Source organism: Tenacibaculum sp. IMCC1 (assembly GCF_054906355.1).
This window is the reverse complement of the sequence record NZ_CM142818.1, coordinates 1,499,540-1,519,456: the sequence shown is the minus strand read 5'-3', so window position 1 is coordinate 1,519,456 and position 19,917 is coordinate 1,499,540. Positions and strand designations below refer to the sequence as shown.

Sequence of the window (19,917 nt, the reverse complement as noted above, 5' to 3'; positions counted from 1 at the left end):
GTTTGTTTATGCTTTTACGAACTTACTAATAATAATTTAATTTTCTTACGGAAGCCCATAAGCTCAGCGATTTAAGTACTAAAAGTAGTTTTAGTCGTTATTAACGACCTCTGATATCTTAATTTAGAAAACTAAAAACGAGTTGACACACTTCATTGAATACTCCCACACACTTTATTGAATGGTCTCCTTATTGGGTCGCTGATACCACGGCATGCTCCGCAGACACCGCGGCATGGGTCGCTGATATCACGGCGTGCTCCGAAGACACCGCGGCATGGGTCGCTGATATCACGGCGTGCTCCGAAGACACCGCGGCACGGGTCGCTGATATTACGGCATGCTCCGAAGACACCGCGGCATAGGTCGTTGATATCACGGCGTGCTCCGAAGACACCGCGGCACGGGTCGCTGATATCACGGCGTGCTCCGCAGACACCGCGGCACGGGTCGCTGATATTACGGCATGCTCCGAAGACACCACGGCATGGGTCGCCACTATCACGGCGTGCTCCGTTAACACCACGGCATGCTCCGCAGACACCGCGGCATGCTCCGCAGACACCGCGGCATGGGTCGTTGATACTTTTCACTACTATGTTGTTATTTTTTTAAAAAATTACTATTGGTATAGTAGGGGATAAACTAAAAATAGATTAAAGGCTTATTTTTGCATTGATAACTTTTTAAAATGCTGTTTAAACTAGAAATTCCCATACCAGAAAACCAACAAATTCACTTACCTATTTTAACAACAAAAGAGGTTGAACTTTTTATAAAAAGAGAAGATACTATTCATCCATTCGTTTCAGGCAATAAATTCAGAAAACTGAAGTATAATATTGCAGAAGCAAAACAACAAAAAAAAGAAACCTTATTAACTTTTGGAGGCGCTTTTTCAAACCATATTGCAGCTACTGCTGCTGCAGGAAAAATGGCAGGTTTTAAAACAATAGGAATTATTAGAGGTGATGAACTTGGAAAGGATGTAGCCAAAACACTTTTACAAAACGAAACCTTGAGAAAAGCTTACGAAAGTGGTATGCAATTTAAGTTTATTACTAGAGAAGCCTACCGAAGTAAAACATCTGAAGAATTTATTAATCAGTTAAAAAAAGAATTTGGTAATTTTTACCTAATTCCTGAAGGAGGAACAAATGCTTTAGCTGTAAAAGGTTGCGAGGAGATTTTAACAAATGAAGATGAAAAATTCAATTATATTTGCTGCGCAGTAGGTACTGGAGGAACGATTTCTGGATTGATAAATTCGGCCAAAAAGAATCAAAAGGTAATTGGGTTTCCTGCACTAAAAGGTGATTTCTTAGCAGAAGAAATAACACCTTATGCAAAAGAAAGTAAAAATTGGAACTTGCAAACCAACTATCATTTTGGAGGTTACGGAAAATATACTGAAGAGTTAATCCGTTTTATAAATGAATTTAAAGGGAAAACAGGTATTTTATTAGATCCAGTTTATACAGCGAAAATGTTATTTGGAATACTAGATTTAGTAGCAAAAGATATGTTTTCGAAAAACAGTAAAATACTAGTAATTCATACAGGAGGTTTACAAGGAATAGCAGGAGTAAACCAGAAATTAAAGAATAAAAATAAAGAGTTAATAAAGGTTTAATGAAAATAAAGGTAGTTTTTTTAGTAGTTTGTGCGGCAATATTTATAAGTTGCGGGTCGGGTAAAAATGTGGTAAAAAATACACCAAAAGAGGTGGTTTTAGAACCTAGAGAAGAAAAAATGCCTGAGTTACCACAGTTAGAGCAAATACAAAAGCCAATATCAACAACTACAAACCATACCGAGGCCTATATTCAAAAATTTGCACCAATTGCAGTGAAGAAAATGCACGAACATGGTATTCCTGCTAGTATTACCTTAGCGCAAGGAGTATTAGAATCGGGGAGTGGAAGAAGCCCTTTAGCTCGAAGATCAAACAATCACTTTGGCATTAAATGTCATAGAGGTTGGCAAGGTAATAGTGTAACTCATGATGATGATGAAAAAGGAGAATGTTTTAGAAAATATAAATACCCTGAAACTTCGTATGAAGATCACTCACAGTTTTTACTAACTCGTAAACGATATGCAAGTTTATTTAGATTAAGGCATACAGATTATAAAGGTTGGGCATACGGGTTAAAAAGAGCAGGATATGCAACGGACAGAAAATATCCTCAAAAATTAATTTCTATTATTACAAAGTATAACTTAGATAAATACGATCGAGTTAGAAGAGATGGTTCTTTAGCAGTAAAAACGCCAACGTATAAAACAACTTCACATAAAGTTCAAAAAGGAGATACGCTATACTCTATATCAAGAAGATATAATGTTTCGGTACAACAATTGAAAAAGATGAACGGTTTAAGTGATAATAACATTAGTATTGGGCAAGATCTATTGGTAAAATAAAAAAAGCGGAGTTTTACTCCGCTTTAACTAACCAAACCCCAATTAAAACTACCAAGAGTAATTTTTCTTTTCTGCTTGTTTTTTAATAGCTTTAATCATAACACTTTCTAACTCATTTTTTTTAGAACTTTCCCTTTGTTTTTTAGCTACATACGTTTTTCTTTTTTTATTTAGTTCTTGAATTTTTTGTTGAATTTCAGTACGCTCTTTACGTTTTTTCTCCACATACATTTTAATTTCTTTGGCAGATTTGTTTTGTAACTGTTTAGGAAGCTGCTTCTTTTTTAAAGAACCATAATCAATTTCTTTTTCTTTTGAAGCATCCACCAAATCCCATTCAGCATTTTTATATAGTTTAGAGCTTTTAGTTACGGCACGTTTTACAACTACAGCTTCATCTAAACTCTCAGCATTCATGTCTTGCTTCGCTTGGTTACTATATTTAGAATATCCATAAGAACCATAGTGAATATAGGTGGCATTTAAACGTTTGTTTAAAATAATAATATCGTTGTCATAAGGTGTTACAATATGTACAATGTGTTTGTTTTGATTAATAGTCATATAATCACCATCTCCATAAATAGCTCCGTCTTGCCATCTTCCAGTAATCCCTTGGTTATAATCACCGCAGAATATTGTGTTAACTATAATATCTTTTTCTTTAGCATTAGTAATAGCATCTTTATAGTTTACTTTTCCTTGAGTAAAAGGCTCGTTTCCGGCGATAAAAATCATTTTTAAATCACGTTTATTAGTTCCCCAATCCAATTCGTTTAAAGAAGTTTGTATTACTTGACCACAATATTCACTTCCGCCATTAGTGCTTAAAGAAAAAAGATGTTCAGAAATCTCATCTAAATCACTCGTAAATTGTAAAACCTGTTGGATATATCCTTCTTTAGGAGATAAACTTGAATTTCCGTATTCGTATAAAGCAATTTCTAAATTAGGAGTAATACCGTTGTATTTAGCATACGATAATTCATTAACAATTTCCCATAGTTGTGCTTTTGCTTGGTTAATGAGTCCGTCCATACTATTACTGGTATCCAGTAACAAAGCAACTTTAACAGTTTGTTTTTTTACCTTTCTTATAGGGGTGTTTTTGTTGGCAAACGTAGTTGTTGTTAGTAATATTAAGCAAAAGAAAAATACTTTTAATGTGTGCGTTTTCATAATTTTTATTTTTAGTTATTAATTGGGTATAAGTTTGATTGGTGTTAATTTCTATTCAAAATTACTTTCAACTTTTTTCTTAAAAAATACAGAATGAGTGAACAGGTTGTTTCATTTAGGGAAATAATGAGTTAAATGAGTAACATCTATTTTTTGACTGTTTTTTGTGGTGTTTTAGTGGTTTGTGTGTTTTTTTGTGTGGCTTTTTGTATGTATGTTTACAGTAAGATTTAAAGAATGAAAAAGCTTTTTTACATATTATTACTCCCTATACTTTTACTAAAGTTTTCATCAGTTTATTCTCAAGTAGATAAAGAACTATCGAAAGAATTTTCTGTAAAAGTTCAAGTGGTGAGTAAAGAAACAAGTCGTCCCATAAAAGATGCGAGTGTAGAAGTAAATGGAAGAACATATCGATTTTCTGAAATAACGGGAAGCTATACTGTAAAAGCCACAACGGGAAGTCAACTAGAAGTATCACATCCTAGTTTTAATCGTGTTTTTTATACAATTAGAGATGATGAAGATATAAAGGTGGAAGTAGAAGATTTTACGCCCCAAAAAAAATCAAAACTAAGCTCTTATAGTACAAGAAAACAAACAGGTTTATATTCACAATATTTAGATTCTGTTCAGTTTTACAAAAAGAAAAATATTGATAAGAGCTTGTCTTTTGTTGAAAAGACGTTGTTGATAGACCCAAATAAAAGCCAAAGAGCTACTGTGTTTAAAGAGTTAGCTGAGGTGTACTTTTATTGGAAACAGTACGATTTAGCGGTTGAGAATTATCAAATTTCCTTACAAGAAGTAAACTCGCCTAGGGTTCGTTTGAAACTGGCAAAAGCAGCATTTTTATCGGAAGATTATAACAGTAGTGAACAAAACTATATACAAAGCCTACAAAGCGGGGTGCTTAATAATTACTTACGTTTAACTGCATACCAAGGATTGGGAGATGTGTACTTAGCTCAAAAAAACTATAACAAGGCTAAAGCAAACTACGAAAAAGGATTAGAAATTGCGAAAAAGAATTTAATCACACCTAAAATAACAGACTTAAACTCTAAGCTAGCAGAAGTTTTTGCAGCCCAAGGAAACACACAAAAAGCAGATGGCTATTTTAAAAACTCATTAAAATTAGCATCCGAAGAAAACAAAAAGCGCTCGTTAAAAGAACAGCAAAAAGTAGCCGATTTTTATAATAAATCTCAACGATACGACGAAGAAATTCAGTTGCGAAAAGAAAGCCTAAAAGAAGCAGATAATATAGTTGTAGAAGCGGAAAGCAACGAATCTTTGGTAGATTCAATTACCTCACAAAAAATCAACTATAAAATAGGAAATGCCTACATGCAAAAATCTGAATATGAAGAAGCAATTCCATATTTAAAAAAGAGTATTGCAGATGCGGATAAAAACAAAGACTTAATTATTCAAAAAGACGCGACTAAGCGTTTATCGGAAGTATATGCTACGGTTGGAGATTACACAGAAGCTCTAAAAACGTATCAAGATTATGTAAAATTGGTAGATACTTTATATTCACGAAAAGAACAGGAAATTCAACAAGTAAAACGTTTTAGTAAACGAATTTCAGATAACCAAAACAGAATAGTAAGTTTAGAAAAAGACAAAGAATTAACAGATAGTAAAATAAGTTTAGCATACAAAGACCAGCAATTGGTAGAGGAGAGTAATAGACGTCAAAAATGGATTATTTATTCATTAATTGGAGGTTTTTTATTAATGGTTTTGTTGGTGTATTTTATGTTTAGAACGAATAAACAACAAAAGTTAGCCAATAATTTACTGGCTTTAAAATCGATGCGGTCACAGATGAATCCGCACTTTATTTTCAATGCATTGAATTCAGTTAACAGTTTTATTGCAGTAAGTGACGAGCGAAGCGCAAATAGATATTTGTCAGAGTTTTCGGTATTAATGCGTTCGGTATTAGAAAATTCAGATGAAGATTTCATACCGTTAACCAAAGAAATTGAGTTGTTAGAATTGTATGTGAAGTTAGAGCACAACCGGTTTAAAGATAAGTTTGATTATACTATTAATATAGACAAAAGTATACCTTTAGATGAATATTCGATTCCACCAATGTTATTGCAACCGTATATAGAAAATGCAATTTGGCATGGACTTCGATACAAACAAGAAAAGGGAAAACTTCAAATTTCAATGCTTCCAAAAAACAATGATTCTATTACTATTTTAATTGAAGATGATGGGGTTGGAAGAGAGAAATCAATAGAAATGAAGACGAAGAACCAACTCAAACAAAAATCAAAAGGAATGAGTACAATAAAAAATAGAATTGCTATTTTAAATAATATGTATCAGGATAAAATATCTGTGGTGGTTTTAAATGCTTTTGAAGATGGAAGCGGAACTAAAGTAGTATTGACACTAAAAAAGGATAAAAATTAGCAATGAAAATAAAAGCAATTATAGTTGAAGATGAGCAAATAAGTAGAGATATTTTACGAAACTATATTACTAAATACTGTCCTAATGTAACCTTGTTAGGAGAAGCAAGTAATATTGAAGAAGCACTAAAACTAATTGAAAAACACGAATTGGACTTGGTGTTTTTAGATGTAGAAATGCCTTTTGGAAATGCTTTTGACTTGTTAGAAAAAGTTGAAAATCAAACTTTTGAAACAGTTTTTGTAACTGCTTACGATCATTACGCGATTGAGGCATTAAATAATCAAGCAACTTATTATTTGTTAAAACCAATTTCAATCGACGAGTTGATTAAAGCAGTAGGTATTGTAACTGAAATTAAAGAGAAAGAAAATGAGTTAGAAACTAATGTGTTAACTCCCAAAATGACTCATCAAGTAAATGGGAAAATTACGATTCCGCAACAAGATGGATTTGAAGTAGTAGCTGTTGAGGAAATTTTATTTTGCAAAGCAGATGATAACTACACGGAAATCTATTTTGATAATTCTAAAAAAGTGGTAAGTAAAACACTTAAATATTTTGAAGAAGCTTTAAAAGACAGTTCTTTTGTTAGGGTACACAAATCGTATTTAGTCAACGTTAATGAAATAGTAAAGTATAAAAAAGGAAAAGGAGGAAGTGTTGTGCTGTCAAACGAGAAAGAAATTATGGTTTCAGCATCCAAAAAAGCAAATTTATTATCATATTTTAAATAAAAATTTATGCCAATTATAAAACCAGTAAGAGGAAAACACCCACAAATTCCAAATGATTGTTACATTGCAGAAAACGCAACTATTGTAGGCGATGTGCAAATGGGGGAGTCGTGTAGTGTATGGTTTAATGCAGTGATTCGCGGAGATGTACACTATATAAAAATGGGAGATAAAGTAAATGTACAAGATGGTGCAGTAATACATGCAACATATCAAAAATCACCAACAACTATTGGAAATAATGTGTCTATTGGTCATAATGCCTTAGTACATGGGTGCACTATTCATGATAATGTGTTGGTAGGTATGGGAAGTATTATCATGGATGATTGTGTAGTAGAGTCAAATTCTATTATTGCAGCAGGTGCTGTAGTTACTAAAAATACACATATTGAAAGTGGAAGTGTGTACGCTGGGGTTCCAGCAAAAAAAGTAAAAGATATTTCCAAAGAACTTATTTCAGATGAAATTGATCGAATTGCCAATAATTATGTGAAATATTCAAGTTGGTTTAAAGAGTAATGAAAAAATAAAAAAGCCTGGTTCTGTTTCCAAAACCGAGCTTTTTTTTCAATCAAAAACTAATCTACTATAAATCGATATTACTTATCGCTTTTATTTTCTTTATGATGCTTTCTTTTTTTGTGTATTTTGCGATCACCTTTCTTGCTATGTCTCTTTATTTTTCGAGCAGCCATTTTTTCATAACGTTCATATTGTTGCTCATTTAAAATGCGTTTCATTTCAGTTTTGTAAGCAATTTGTTTGTCAAGCATTTTACTTTTCATAGCATATTTTTGATCAGCAGTAGGTTTAGTACCACTTTTTTTCATAGCTTTTCTTTTAGCCCACATTTCCTGCCTTTCAGAAATTTGCTCTGCTACTAAAGGCTTCACTTGTTTTTGTTGAGACTCTGTTAAATCAAGCTGTAAGGTCATTTTTTTTACAGCTAATTCTGTTTTTTGCTCTACAGTTAATTTTTCATGTTTAGTTTTATCTCTCTTTTGAGCTTGAGTAGTAACAGTAAAACCAACTGCTAAAATCAAGAGTGTTAGTGCTTTATTCATGTTGTTAAATTTTAAGGTTTATTAATTATTTACGCTTCTAAGACCGTTGCAGATTAAAAAAGTTTAAATTTGAAACTATATTTAACATTTTTTTATTTTTTATGAAGTTAATTTTCAGAATTGCTGTAAGGTTTTTATTGGTGGTTATAGGAGTGTTTGTAATCTTCTTTTTTTGGGCGTCTTCACCAACAATTGATGAAGCAGAATATGCTAAAATTATTACGCATGAGTATGCGAGTACAACTGATAATGATTCAATCTATAGCATAGTAACCTACAATATTGGGTACTTAAGTGGGATGACAAATAACCGAGCAGTAGCAAAACCTAAGCAATTGTTTGAGGGAAATATGAAAAAGGTATTAACTGAAATAAAAAAAGTAAATCCAGATATTATAGCGCTTCAAGAAGTTGATTACAATGCAGCTAGATCTTATAAAGTAAACCAAGAAGAAAAATTAGCAGAACTAGGTTATAATTATGTAGCAAGAGGTGTAAACTGGGATGAGAATTATGTGCCTTTTCCATACTGGCCACCAAGTATGCACTTTGGTAAAATAGTTTCAGGTCAATCAATTTTAAGTAAATATGAGTTAAAAGATTATGAGCGTATCGTTTTAGAACGAGTAGCTGATAACCCTTTTTATAGAGACGCTTTGTATTTAGACAGGTTGGTACAAGTGGTAAAAGTTAAGGTAGAAGGAAAAGAAGTGGTAGTAATAAATTTACATTTAGAAGCATTTGATAAAGCAACGAGAGTAAGACAGTTTGAGTACGTATTGAATCTTTTTAATAAGTATAAGAGTCAATACCCTACAATTTTATTAGGAGATTTTAACTCAAAAGCTAGAGACAGTGAAGCCGTTATTCAAAAAATATTTGCAATGGATGGAGTAGGAAATGCTGCTTTCTCAACTGAAAATCCTGAGAATACTTTTGATACAAAAAATCCAGAAGAACGTATTGATTATATTTTTTATACCAAGGATTTTATAGAGTATGTAGAGGGAAGTGTATTAAAAAAGTTCGGACAGGCATCAGATCATTTGCCTATTGAAATGAAGTTTAAATTAAAAAAATAAAGAAGCTTGGTAAAGCTCCAAGTTTCTTTATTTAAATATAGAGTTGTTTTCAAAGCTACCTTACAATAAGATACTGTCTATAGTGGTATGTAGTTATACATATTTTTGTATTGAATTTAAACATTTTTTCTTTTCTTGGATTGATTTTCTCTTTTTACATAATCATTACCTAGAGCAATTTCTTTCATTTTTACTGCACCTGCTTCTTCTGCTTTATCCACAACAATAGATAAATTTTGGCTTTCTAAAATAGTTTTAATATCGTAAAATTCATCACACCAAATTTCTTCGTGATTTTTGTCCAGATTTGGACTGCGTTCATTATTTCTATTTTTATCGGCAACAACTCGTGCCTGAATGCGGCTTAGGTTTTTGGGACTCATAAACTCTACACCATATAACGAATTTTTAGCTTTTTTTACCACTAAGCTCCCATTTTCAACCCATGCAGTTTCCATTGTGTCATTAACTTCATAACCTGCATTTTGTAATGCCTTTTTAATAGCCTTTCGTCGAGTTTCAATAATGATTTTCTCCGAAACTTCAGTATACAAGTATTTGGCTTTTTCTAAGGCATCTTTTACATCATTTAGATTATCTGAATTAAGTAAGTCTGTCCATCTATCAATAAAACTCAGATTCAATTCTAAAGATTCTAATTGGTCAATGGCTGTTTTGAGCTTTTCTTTAGCTTCCCGTAATGCCAATTGATTTTTACTGAACTCGGCTACCTGAATAGTTAATGAATCCAATAACAAATCGTAATTAGGAGCTTCTTCTTCTAATTCGGCACAACGATTCATAAATTCGTGTATTTTGTTCTGAGGAATTTCAGAAATATACATTTCCTTTAACGCGTTTTCCAACTTTTTTAGTCTGGAAATTACTTTAGGACGATTGGAACGCCATTTTTGTACAGACAGCAAACTGTCACCAGAAGATAATCGTTCTTGAATTGCTTTTTGTTCATTTGTCAGTGTTTGAGAATTAAAAGAAGCTTCTTTTAAAAGGCTATACAAATAATCTACTTTTTCACGATATTCTTCTATTTCATTTATATTTGAAGGAGTGTCGAAATCTTGGAAATCAATGCTTTTGTTTTTAAGTAAAAAGCGTAATTCGTTATGTGTACTCTTTAGGTTCTTAAAAGATTCCCATTTAGAAGTCCTAATTTTAACTACTTTTTTTACCAAATTCTTTTTTTCCTTATCTAGAAACTCGATTTGTCCCGAAACTTCTCGCTCTATTTTTCTATAATCATCTTCTGAGATATTTTGGTAATACTCCAATGTTTCATCCAAAGCATCTTGAAGTTCTTCTGTAAACATATTATGTTTGATGGCATAAGCCTTCACGTGTTCTATTTTGTTTTTTAATCGAGTTAACCACCTTTTCTTTATCAATTTTCGCTCAGCTGGGGTAACGATTCGTACAACTTTTGGTCCGCTCATGGTGTGTTGTTTAAAGCATTTTGTATGGCGTGTTTCAGCCTTAATTTTTCATTATCTGTATCTTGTAACCACTTATAAGAGGTAGTTCTATGTATATGAGGAATCGATTTTTTTAAAATCAATGGGCGCCATATTTCACGATGTCTTGCATCTTTAAGTAATGAGTTTTGAGGTACATCACATTCAATTCCAATAACAAATCGTCCTGTGTTTTTATCTTCAATGGCTAAATCTAAATAAAAAACATTGTTATCATTATTTTCCACGGTTTCATAACCCAAGCTGTGAATGTAATTTCTAACAGTATTTTTAAAACCATCGTTATTTAGTGTTTTACTTTCTTCTATTTTTCTTGATGAAAGCCTTTTTAACGATTGATTAGCAAACTCTATTTGATTACTAAAATGTGTTTCGGTATATTTCAAATAGCCCTGAATATAATCCCTTGGTTTTGATGGAGATCGTCCTGTAGAAAGCATATCAGAAATATCTTTGATGGGCATTGAGGTGGCAATAACTACTTTATGTCTTGCTCTTGTAATAGCTACATTGAGTCTTCTTTCTCCTCCACGATGCCCTAAAGCTCCAAAATTGCGGCGGAAAACTCCTTGTTTATTAAAACCAAATGTAGTGCTAAATAAAATCATATCACGTTCATCTCCTTGAACATTCTCTACATTCTTAACAAAAAAGCCCATGGCTTCTCCTTCTTGTTGTTTGTTACGTTCACGATTTAAAACTTCCATAAAAGCATCATCTGAAAGCGCTTTTTCTTCAATTTTATCTTCAATAAGATCTGCTTGTTTTTTATTGAAGGTTACAATACCTGTACTTAAAATTTCATTTTCAGGTAATTGCCAGTGGTTATATAAGTATTCAATTAGCACTTCAGCTTCAGTTTCGTTGGTTTGTTCATTATAAACACCATTTACTCGAATGACTTCTAGAGGTTTTATTTTCTTAATTTCGTTTTTAGGGTGATAAGCAGGAATGTGTAATTGACCAGCATAAAAGGCATGGTTAGAAAAGTTGATAAGTGCTTTGTATTGAGAACGGTAATGAATTTGAAGTGTAGTGGTGGGAAGAACCGTTTTGGCTAATGTTAATAAATCTGGACAATCTTTGACTTCTTTTTTATTCCAAGCCTCTTCATATAGAGTTAATTCTTCTTCGGAATTATCCTCACTGAGTTCGATATTTATGCCTTGACTTTCGTCATCATCCATTTTATGACCAAAGAAGTTTGCCGGAGGCATTTGCTTTTCATCACCACTTACAATTACACGTTTTGCACGATAAAGTGAAGGGATTGAATGATCAATTAACATTTGAGAAGCTTCATCAAAAATTACTACATCAAACAATCCCGCTTGTAAAGGTAAAGCTTGTGAAACTACCTCTGGGCTCATCAACCAAATTGGACGAATATTCATTAAGCCTAAATTGTTGCCTAAATGAATAAATTCTCGTAGTTTTTTATAGTTCTGCCCTCGTAGACGTGTAATACCATGCCATTGTGACTTTGAGCCAATTTTTTCAAAGTCATAGTTTAAGTTAAGTAGTTCTTTGTTTAATGTTTTTATTTCAGCTAAACTATTTTCTAACAATCGTACATTTTGGTCAATTTCACTATCAGCCATTAGTAAGGCTGGTGTTTCTTTTTCAATACGTTGTTTCCAACCCAATAAACCTTCTCGTCGTATTGTTTTTTGGATAATTTTAGGCCAACGTTCAGAGGTGTATTGAGTAATTTTATTTTCGTAATTCCTAAAAATTGCTAAAAGTTGTAATGTTTTGTCTTCTTGAAGTTTATCTCCTAGTCTTATCCTAAATTTTTGATATGGAATAAAGTGGTTTATGTCTTGGGACATTTTTTGAATGACAGATAAATCGGTATTGTTATTTTTTATGTTTGAATGGAAAAAATTAAAACTAGAATCTATTAACCATTGTTTTAAGTCAGTTAGTTTTTCGTAGGATTCTTGTCTTTTTTCAAAACGATTACTAGCACTGCTTAATTCTTTTATGAAATTTTGAAATTCAGATTCTTTTCCGGATTTTAAAACTTTTTTAGCTTCATCTTTCAAAGGGCATTTTTTTAATGCTTTTACTAAAACAATCGTGTCTAATAGTTCGCTGATTTTATCACTAATTTTCACAGCAAGAAACTTAGGGTTTGTAATGGTTTCTACTGTATTGTTTAACTTTATTAATACATTATTAAAGTGGTTTCGGTAAGCTCTAAAAGTAATTTCGTACTCAGAATTTGTTTTTAATAGTTTTATATTTTCTTTATTGGAGTGAAGTTCAAGTTCTTTTAAGACTTTCTTCAATAGAAATTGATGTTTCCATGTTAAAGGATTAAGAAACTTAAAAATGGATGTATTTAGATAGCTGTCACAAGCTCGAATTACTTCTTCTAGGATTTCATTATCAGTTTGTATTAACCAACTCGAAAAATAGATTTTTTTGTATTTGAAAATCAGTATTTTGAGGTTTGATAGTAATTGTTTTAGTTCATCAAGAATATCGTCACCAATGGACTTTTCATTGAATTCATCCCAAATAAAATCAAGCCAAATTTTAGCATTTTTAGCTTCTGTATCAGTAATATTTAGGAGTTTTTGTTCGTTTTTATACAGCCATGCTTTATAAAATTGAGCGTGTTCATTATCATAGACTCCTGTGGTTTGTTTTATACAATCTACTCTTTTTTCTTCAATCTCATTAAAAAGCTCTATATCTTGCTTAATTGCTTTTTTTGTTGCGTCATCATATTGTGTTATTTTTAAATTGGAAAGCGCATTATTTTCATATTTTGAAGGCACCCATTCACGCATTAACGTACTGATTTCCGTTTCAAGAATGTTCAAATCATCTGCTGAAGTATTTTCTAGAAAATTTCGGGCTTCAGGAATATCAATATAATCACTATGTTGAATTTCAATGAGTTCAGATAAAATGTTTCGATAACTTGCGCCTGCTTGATCGTCCAGTACATGAATCTCTTTAGAAATTATATTCAATTTCGATTCGATTCTATCAATTTGTTTTGCCAGGTTATTTCGCTTGAATGTGATTTTTTCAAGAATATTTTGTTGCTCAGATTTGTTTAAATCGAAAGAAACCTGTTCACGAATACTTCGAATAATTTCTTGTCTATCTTTAGCAATATCAGTGATAGAAAGAGCTCTTTTTTCTAGACCTACAGCCTCTAGCCGTTTCATAATTACCTGAATTGCTGCTCTTTTTTGAGAGACTACTAATACTTTTTCCTTTCTACCAATACAATCGGAAATAATATTAACAATCGTCTGGCTTTTCCCTGTTCCAGGTGGACCTTCAATGACAATACCTGGTTTTAATCGACTATGCATTACTGCGTGTTCTTGTGAAGGATCTACATTAACGACAGTAAATCGATTATTTTCTGATTGTATGGGCTTATATTCGGGTGTTTGTGGCGTGCTTATTTTTAAAATTGGTTCCATAGCTGTTCCCCAATGTGGTAATTTTTGAAGTAAACGCAAATCTTCACTAATTGATTGACCTGTAAAATTGGCATTAAAAATTACTCCAGAGCTATGTAGTTCAAGACCTATATCTTCCATCATGTAAGTAACTTCAGGATGAGTAACAAGTTTTGAAGTTTTGTGTTTTACAAATGAACCGAAGGCATCGATAACCTCAGAAACACTTAGAGATTGCCTACTTAAAACCTCATTATAAATTTGTGTTATTCTTTTGTAATTTTCAGGTTCTAAGGAGCTTGAAAGAGCTGGGTTTAGTCGAATTTCTTCACGAACTTTGTCGAAACCAATTTTTAGTGTAGGGTTTGATCGGTATTTAAATTCCAGTGTAATTGGCCATAAAATAATAGGTAATATTCGGGGACGATTATTTTTTTTGAACTGACTAATTAGGAATGGAAACCCTAAATACAAAGAGTCTAAGCCGGTATCGCGTTTAAAGTTTGCTGTTCTTAAAACTAACCTCCTTGTTCGGTAACTAAGTAATGGGTTTTGGCTGAAACTTAATGGATCTATTTTTTCCGTACTAGATGAGCGATTAATAATACTATTGAGTATTTTTTCTGAAGGTTTTAATGAGGTTCCTAATGTCTTTAAATCTAAACGAGGAGAATGTTTAGAAATAACTAATCTAACTAAAGGACCTCTAGAGGAAGTATGAATAATCTTTTTTTCAAAAAAGTTTAATAAACTAGAAGCATATTCATGCTTTGGTGGTGTAATCCATTTGTCTTTGGGAATAGATAAACATAAAATTGATTGCAATATGGGTAATCGTCTTTCTATCCTGAAACGATCTGCCCAACGATTTAAGTTATTGTTATTACTTAGTGAAAACCCTTCTAAAAGCTCGTGTAGAGATTCGTAAATTTCTAGTCTGGATTTTATTAGAGTTTCTCTAAAAAAACTTTCATTAGATTCAATTTTTATTTCTCTTGCCAAATTAGTAGCTTCTTTTACTAATTGATTTAAGGAGATAAATTGATCTTGTTGAGCGCTTAAAATAAGTATCAAATCTTCTTCACTAAGTCGGATGTCTCCCATTAAATCAGATAAACTGATGTTTTTGGCATCAGGATAAATTTGACGTAAAAGATTCAATTCAGATTTTAATCGTACCCTAGAAGTACTTAGTGTATTAATCTTGAGCTTGTCATTATCCAATTCAATACCTAAACTCTTTGCTTTTTGCAAAACATTTTGTTTTCTACTCTTGAGGTTAACCAACCATTTTTCACGTGAAAGTGTGTTTAAATAATCAGGAATGTTTCCTTCTATAAGCTCTGAAGCGAGTGTTGGGTTGCCAAGTAACCATGCAGGAATAATAATTTGTCCTCGCCAAGTAAGTGGTAAAGCTTCATTGAGGTGCATTAAAGCTAAGGAAAACCTCCACTCCAAATCGATATCTTCTTTAGAGCGTAAGTTTCTAATAGTAGCAGCTATTTTTCCTTCTCCAAGGATTTCTTTTACCCAATTTGAAATTTCACCAGAAGTAAATAAGGTCAAACCTTTTTCCCAATTATTTTCCTCTGCTGCCGCAAGTGCAAAATAGCTTACATTGGTGTAAGTTGTATCTCCAAGTTGGATGGTTTTTTCTTTTTTTTGATCAGTCCCCGAAGTAGCTTCTATAGGAGGAGCAACATATTCTTTATTCAGCCATTTTTCTACTTGTTCCCAGCGCCAACGTTTAAGAGGATCTCTACATAACAAGCCTTTTAGCAATAAAAGTATACGTTCATCAATACCTTCTGGAATTTGAACGCCTCTGGTTACCAAATGGATCATGAACGCCTTGTTATTAATGTTTTCAAAGAACGCTCCTTTGGTAATTTGCTCTAAAACTATCATTCCTAAACTCCACCAATCCGAGGCAGGACTTACTCCACCAATGATAGCTTCCGGAGCTGTATACCGAGTTAATTGTATAGGTGTATCGGTATCAAGATCATAATCTGATAACCTTGCAGAACTGTAATCGATAATTACCAAATCGAAGGTTTCATTATCACGGATTAGAATGTTTTTAGGACATAAATTACGATGTCTAAAACCAGCTTCTGAGAAATCTCGTAGTGCTCGACCGATTTCGTTTACTAAAGTTTCGAGTCTGTTTTCTTTTATATATCCTAAATCATTGAGTGATCCTCCTTGGATATGCTCAGAAACTTCAAAAAATCGATTGTTCCAATAACCTGTTTTTACTAATCTAGCAATATGATCAACATCTGCTCGGTGCAGTACATCATAAATTGTTTTATCAGGCTCAGAATTTTCATGATAATAAGTTAAAAAAAAGTGTTTTTCATTAGTGTCTTTAACTAAAAAACATTCTTTGGTAGCTCCTGAAATCTCGATAGGTTCAATAATGGTGTATGCATCAATTTTCTTGAGGGCTTCTTCTTTAATTGTTAATTCTTGAATGTCAGCACCACATTCCATGCACATAAAATCGTCTTCTCCAACTTCATGCCCGTTTTCACAAAGGCGTTTGATTGATTCTTCAGCTTCAGGATGAATTTCGATTCGACCGCCTACTGGAGTTTGGGGTACATTCATTAATAACCAACTACATGTTGAATTACTGATTATGTTTTGGCAATACATTTCGGTTACTGGTCGTTCAGTATTACATGCAGGACAAAGTCGTATGTGTTTCATTTCTTATGTTGCTTTATCACCGCTTGAGTATTGGTTATTTCAACGTTGTTTTGTCGAAAACTTTCAGTTATTTTATTCATTCCATTAATAGGTATGCCTGCCATCCAAAGAGTCTCATTATTAAACTGAATGTCTAATTTACTTTCGGGTTTTTTGTTTAAATATTTAGCAAAACTTTGCGCTCCTAAATTAGTAAGAAAATGAATTTGTTGATTGTCACTTCCTAATAAAGCTCGGGTTTGGGCTTTTGTATAGTCATAAGGTTCAGAAATTAACACATCGATTAATTTCTCCTGAACAACTTTTTTATATTTTAATTCTTGGAAAGAGTATCCACTGTAAACTAACAAGGAAAGTTTATAAGGCTTAAGAAATTTTAGCAAATTTTGTAAAGCAGGTTCTTGATCAAAGGGTTCTCCGCCGGAAATAGTAATTCCATCGCATGTTGGAAGCCACTTTTTTAATAGATTTTTTACTTCTTCTATATTTATTGAATTGGTTTTGAATTGCCAGGTATCTGCTGAGATGCATCCTTCACAATGTAGAGAGCAGCCTTGAAACCAAATGCCAACTCTTTGTCCTGGACCAAGTGTAGTTACTGGAAAGTGTAAACGAGAGATTCCTATTTTCATTCAATTATTTTTTAGTTAGATGAATGGTAGTACTTCGGTTTTCAAAAGAAATAGAAGTTGCTTCTACCGTTTCTCCCTTGTCTGGATTTAAAGAGAACAAAGCTCTAGAGAAAGGTGAGATAAAATGGTACTCAATTTTATTTCTAATGCCTCTACCACCATTGTTTAAATCAGTAACAGATAATTCTTTTAATGTTTGCATCACTGTGGGGTGAATATTTAGTGTAATATTTAATTGTTTTTGAATCCCCTTTATATTATTTTTCATCATCATATCAAAAATCATTTCACCAACATCTTTACGTATATAATCAAAAATAATAATGTTGTCTCCAATTCTATTGAGGAGTTCAGGTCGATTGAGTTCAAACTTAAAATAGCGCTCAATTTCATGTCGTACTTTCTTTTCAACAGTTTCAAAACTATCTTTATAAGTCACATTTGGTAATCGTTCACCAGTAGTTGAATTTTTATAAATTCCAAGGTTTGATGTGAAAATTATTAGTGTCTCAGAGAAATAAACGGTGTCTCCTCGTCCACTCGTAAGAACCCCATCATCTAGAATCTGAAGAAATTTATCTAATATTCTAGGGTGTGCCTTTTCAATTTCGTCAAATAAGACTACACTAAATGGTTTTTCTCTTATAGCATTGGTGAGTTCGCCACCAACATCGTAACCCACATATCCTGGAGGAGCACCGATTAAGCGTTGATCGGAATGTTCAGCGCTGAACTCAGACATATCAAACCGAATATAGGCACTTTCATCACCAAATAATAAACTGGTTAAGGTTTTAGCTAATTCAGTTTTTCCAACACCAGTAGGCCCTGCTAAGAAAACTACACCTCTTGGGCGATTATTTCTTTTAGAATTCCCCACTCCAGTGATGGCTCGCTTTACAATATCCATGATATGTTGTACAGAATGATCTTGTCCAATAACACGTTCTTTGATAAAAGCTTCTCCGTTTTCAATTTTGCTACGTTGAATTTTCATCCAAGGGTCTTCAGTTACACCTACTTTGTATCGCCGTACTGCATCTGCTATCATAGATATTGGTATGTTTTCTGACCTTGCTAGTTCTATAATCGCCACTAAGTCTAACAATAAAAGACCTTCAGTTTCTTCCACAAATTCAGTAACTATAGTATCTACATTAGTTTTATCTTTACTTAGGCTCTCCACAATCGGGTGAATCAATCTTCTACGAGCAATGTGATTAGGTTTTCCAATAGGTATGTGTCTTATTTTTGGGTTGTTAACCACCATCCAGTCAGGTAAGTCTCCTTCTTTATCAACTAACCATATTACAATGTTGTAATACGGATTAGGAGGGTTACCGTAAGGTTTAGTTTCTGTAGTTTGAGATAAGATATGAGCTATACTAAAAGAATCGTGTTCTGCTTTTACCAAATTTTCAGGGTTTATTAAAAACTGAGAAGCGAAATCGACAATTAACCCAATGGGTTCATCAGGATAGTGAATAATCTTTTGTAATACCGTATTAAAGGTTTGTAAATCGTTATAGACACCTTCTTGCTGAAGAGGAATTTGAAGTTTTTGAAAAAACACTTTTTTTTCATCTGAATTTCCTGTAAAAAAGGGAATGTCAAAACCACTTAACGGGTTATAGTAAACCACATGTGTATACCCTATGTTTTTTAATTCAGAATCTATTACATTTTCTAATCGATGCCAACTGTAGCTGCCAAAATCGTTCTCCAGTAACTGAAAATCCTTAATATTACCCGAAAGAAAAAATTGACTTTTTAAAGGAACAAACCTTCTAAAGTCTTGTAGCCATCGAGGTTTGGTGTTATTCATTCTTGTTTTTGTTTTAACTCATTTATTACAGTTTCTAAAGCGTTTAATACTTAATCTAAATTAACTGTTATATATCGCTTAATTTGTTAATTAAAGTATCATAGCGTTTACTGTATTTAGATTGGAAACTAAATGAGTTGATTAATATTTTTATGTCTTGCAATTTTTTCTTCTTTCTTAACCTTACTCATTAACACACTTTCAATACTCTACTACCTGAGAAGTATCTCAAGAGTATGACTCATTGTTCTTTTCATACGATAAGGTTCCTAAGTATTTATTGGTCTTGTTTTAACATGACCAATTTAAAAATAAACAAATATATAATTACAAAAACGATTAAAGAAAATTAAAGAATATATAAGTTTTTTAAAAAAGTAAGTATTTATAAATCATGTTTAGTGAGGTGTTCAGCGGTAGATGCATAGTCTTACTTATATATCCTGATTTTTTGAAACTGAAATAAACCTTAATGCCTCTTAGATGATAGAATTTTGCAAGAATTTGTATTAAAAATAAAAATGTATGAGAACATTTTGATTTATTGTTAAAACTAAAAAACCCGAACAATTTTGTTCGGGTTTTTATCGTGGTGCCTCCAGGAATCGAACCAGGGACACAAGGATTTTCAGTCCTTTGCTCTACCAACTGAGCTAAGGCACCAGTCATAACTTAAAAAGTAACATCTTTAAAATAAAACTCGCAACTAATTTTACTAGTTTTATTGTGGTGCCTCCAGGAATCGAACCAGGGACACAAGGATTTTCAGTCCTTTGCTCTACCAACTGAGCTAAGGCACCAGTTGCTACTTTCGTTAAGCGGATGCAAATATACAATCGTTTTTTAATTATACAAAGTAAAAACTTTAAAAAAATGTAACGTAAATTTAC

General features: G+C 32.6%; 13 protein-coding genes and 2 tRNA genes. 6 read left to right on the top strand and 9 right to left on the bottom strand.

The annotated features are described in order from the left end of the window. Positions 1-190: 190 nt before the first annotated feature. On the bottom strand, positions 191-379 hold the full coding sequence (locus ACXIHB_RS07065; protein ID WP_462099264.1) for a hypothetical protein: 189 nt from the start codon (positions 377-379) through the stop codon (positions 191-193). 312 nt (positions 380-691) lie between these two features. Here ACXIHB_RS07065 and ACXIHB_RS07060 point away from each other — a divergent pair, with 312 nt between their 5' ends. Further along, positions 692-1,633: a 1-aminocyclopropane-1-carboxylate deaminase/D-cysteine desulfhydrase gene (locus tag ACXIHB_RS07060; RefSeq protein ID WP_281979772.1), complete on the top strand. Its 942-nt coding sequence runs from the start codon at positions 692-694 to the stop codon at positions 1,631-1,633. Next, complete coding sequence (locus ACXIHB_RS07055) at positions 1,633-2,427, top strand: glucosaminidase domain-containing protein (RefSeq protein WP_047788541.1); 795 nt, start codon at positions 1,633-1,635, stop codon at positions 2,425-2,427. Before ACXIHB_RS07060 ends, ACXIHB_RS07055 begins: the two co-directional genes overlap by 1 nt. 48 nt (positions 2,428-2,475) lie before the next feature. Here the strand turns inward: ACXIHB_RS07055 and ACXIHB_RS07050 are convergent, their stop codons facing one another. Then, positions 2,476-3,606, bottom strand: coding sequence for a VWA domain-containing protein (locus ACXIHB_RS07050; RefSeq protein ID WP_173359926.1), 1,131 nt, complete (start codon positions 3,604-3,606; stop codon positions 2,476-2,478). A gap of 237 nt (positions 3,607-3,843) precedes the next feature. On the opposite strand from ACXIHB_RS07050, the gene ACXIHB_RS07045 reads away from it, so the two are divergent. The 3 genes from ACXIHB_RS07045 to ACXIHB_RS07035 are packed head-to-tail and all read left to right on the top strand — an operon-like array spanning position 3,844 to position 7,304. Next, a complete protein-coding gene (locus tag ACXIHB_RS07045; protein ID WP_462099263.1) occupies positions 3,844-6,045 on the top strand; it encodes a tetratricopeptide repeat-containing sensor histidine kinase in 2,202 nt (733 codons plus the stop codon). A gap of 2 nt (positions 6,046-6,047) precedes the next feature. Continuing rightward, positions 6,048-6,782: a LytR/AlgR family response regulator transcription factor gene (locus ACXIHB_RS07040; protein WP_047788537.1), complete on the top strand. Its 735-nt coding sequence runs from the start codon at positions 6,048-6,050 to the stop codon at positions 6,780-6,782. A gap of 6 nt (positions 6,783-6,788) precedes the next feature. Beyond that, positions 6,789-7,304, top strand: a complete 516-nt coding sequence (locus ACXIHB_RS07035; RefSeq protein WP_073181751.1) for a gamma carbonic anhydrase family protein — start codon at positions 6,789-6,791, stop codon at positions 7,302-7,304. Positions 7,305-7,384: 80 nt separating this feature from the next. On the opposite strand, the gene ACXIHB_RS07030 is transcribed toward ACXIHB_RS07035, so the two are convergent. Continuing rightward, entirely contained in the window at positions 7,385-7,849 is a 465-nt protein-coding gene (locus ACXIHB_RS07030; RefSeq protein WP_462099262.1) for a hypothetical protein, read from the bottom strand. Positions 7,850-7,950: 101 nt separating this feature from the next. Between ACXIHB_RS07030 and ACXIHB_RS07025 the strand changes: the two genes are divergently transcribed. Further along, positions 7,951-8,931, top strand: coding sequence for an endonuclease/exonuclease/phosphatase family protein (locus tag ACXIHB_RS07025; protein ID WP_462099261.1), 981 nt, complete (start codon positions 7,951-7,953; stop codon positions 8,929-8,931). Positions 8,932-9,047: 116 nt separating this feature from the next. On the opposite strand, the gene ACXIHB_RS07020 is transcribed toward ACXIHB_RS07025, so the two are convergent. The 6 genes from ACXIHB_RS07020 to ACXIHB_RS06995 form a co-directional block, all read right to left on the bottom strand. After that, positions 9,048-10,382 (bottom strand): hypothetical protein, encoded by a 1,335-nt coding sequence (locus ACXIHB_RS07020; RefSeq protein ID WP_462099260.1) that lies wholly within the window; start codon positions 10,380-10,382, stop codon positions 9,048-9,050. Then, positions 10,379-16,570 carry a protein kinase domain-containing protein gene (locus ACXIHB_RS07015; protein ID WP_462099259.1) on the bottom strand — a complete coding sequence of 2,064 codons (6,192 nt, stop codon included), beginning with the start codon at positions 16,568-16,570 and terminating at the stop codon, positions 10,379-10,381. Before ACXIHB_RS07015 ends, ACXIHB_RS07020 begins: the two co-directional genes overlap by 4 nt. Beyond that, positions 16,567-17,202, bottom strand: coding sequence for a 4Fe-4S single cluster domain-containing protein (locus ACXIHB_RS07010; protein ID WP_047788531.1), 636 nt, complete (start codon positions 17,200-17,202; stop codon positions 16,567-16,569). The genes ACXIHB_RS07015 and ACXIHB_RS07010 overlap by 4 nt, the downstream gene beginning before the upstream one ends. A 4-nt stretch (positions 17,203-17,206) precedes the next feature. Continuing rightward, a complete protein-coding gene (locus ACXIHB_RS07005; protein WP_462099258.1) occupies positions 17,207-19,027 on the bottom strand; it encodes an AAA family ATPase in 1,821 nt (606 codons plus the stop codon). Positions 19,028-19,617: 590 nt separating this feature from the next. Continuing rightward, positions 19,618-19,690, bottom strand: a tRNA-Phe gene (locus ACXIHB_RS07000). Positions 19,691-19,754: 64 nt separating this feature from the next. Continuing rightward, a tRNA-Phe gene (locus ACXIHB_RS06995) sits at positions 19,755-19,827 on the bottom strand. Positions 19,828-19,917: the final 90 nt, after the last annotated feature.

What these genes read in the sequence shown, in the direction of transcription:
- ACXIHB_RS07060 (WP_281979772.1), top strand. Translation starts at nt 692, where the DNA reads ATGCTGTTTAAACTAGAAATTCCCATACCAGAAAACCAACAAATTCAC.
- ACXIHB_RS07055 (WP_047788541.1), top strand. Translation starts at nt 1,633, where the DNA reads ATGAAAATAAAGGTAGTTTTTTTAGTAGTTTGTGCGGCAATATTTATA.
- ACXIHB_RS07050 (WP_173359926.1), bottom strand. Translation starts at nt 3,606, where the DNA reads ATGAAAACGCACACATTAAAAGTATTTTTCTTTTGCTTAATATTACTA.
- ACXIHB_RS07045 (WP_462099263.1), top strand. Translation starts at nt 3,844, where the DNA reads ATGAAAAAGCTTTTTTACATATTATTACTCCCTATACTTTTACTAAAG.
- ACXIHB_RS07040 (WP_047788537.1), top strand. Translation starts at nt 6,048, where the DNA reads ATGAAAATAAAAGCAATTATAGTTGAAGATGAGCAAATAAGTAGAGAT.
- ACXIHB_RS07035 (WP_073181751.1), top strand. Translation starts at nt 6,789, where the DNA reads ATGCCAATTATAAAACCAGTAAGAGGAAAACACCCACAAATTCCAAAT.
- ACXIHB_RS07030 (WP_462099262.1), bottom strand. Translation starts at nt 7,849, where the DNA reads ATGAATAAAGCACTAACACTCTTGATTTTAGCAGTTGGTTTTACTGTT.
- ACXIHB_RS07025 (WP_462099261.1), top strand. Translation starts at nt 7,951, where the DNA reads ATGAAGTTAATTTTCAGAATTGCTGTAAGGTTTTTATTGGTGGTTATA.
- ACXIHB_RS07020 (WP_462099260.1), bottom strand. Translation starts at nt 10,382, where the DNA reads ATGAGCGGACCAAAAGTTGTACGAATCGTTACCCCAGCTGAGCGAAAA.
- ACXIHB_RS07015 (WP_462099259.1), bottom strand. Translation starts at nt 16,570, where the DNA reads ATGAAACACATACGACTTTGTCCTGCATGTAATACTGAACGACCAGTA.
- ACXIHB_RS07010 (WP_047788531.1), bottom strand. Translation starts at nt 17,202, where the DNA reads ATGAAAATAGGAATCTCTCGTTTACACTTTCCAGTAACTACACTTGGT.
- ACXIHB_RS07005 (WP_462099258.1), bottom strand. Translation starts at nt 19,027, where the DNA reads ATGAATAACACCAAACCTCGATGGCTACAAGACTTTAGAAGGTTTGTT.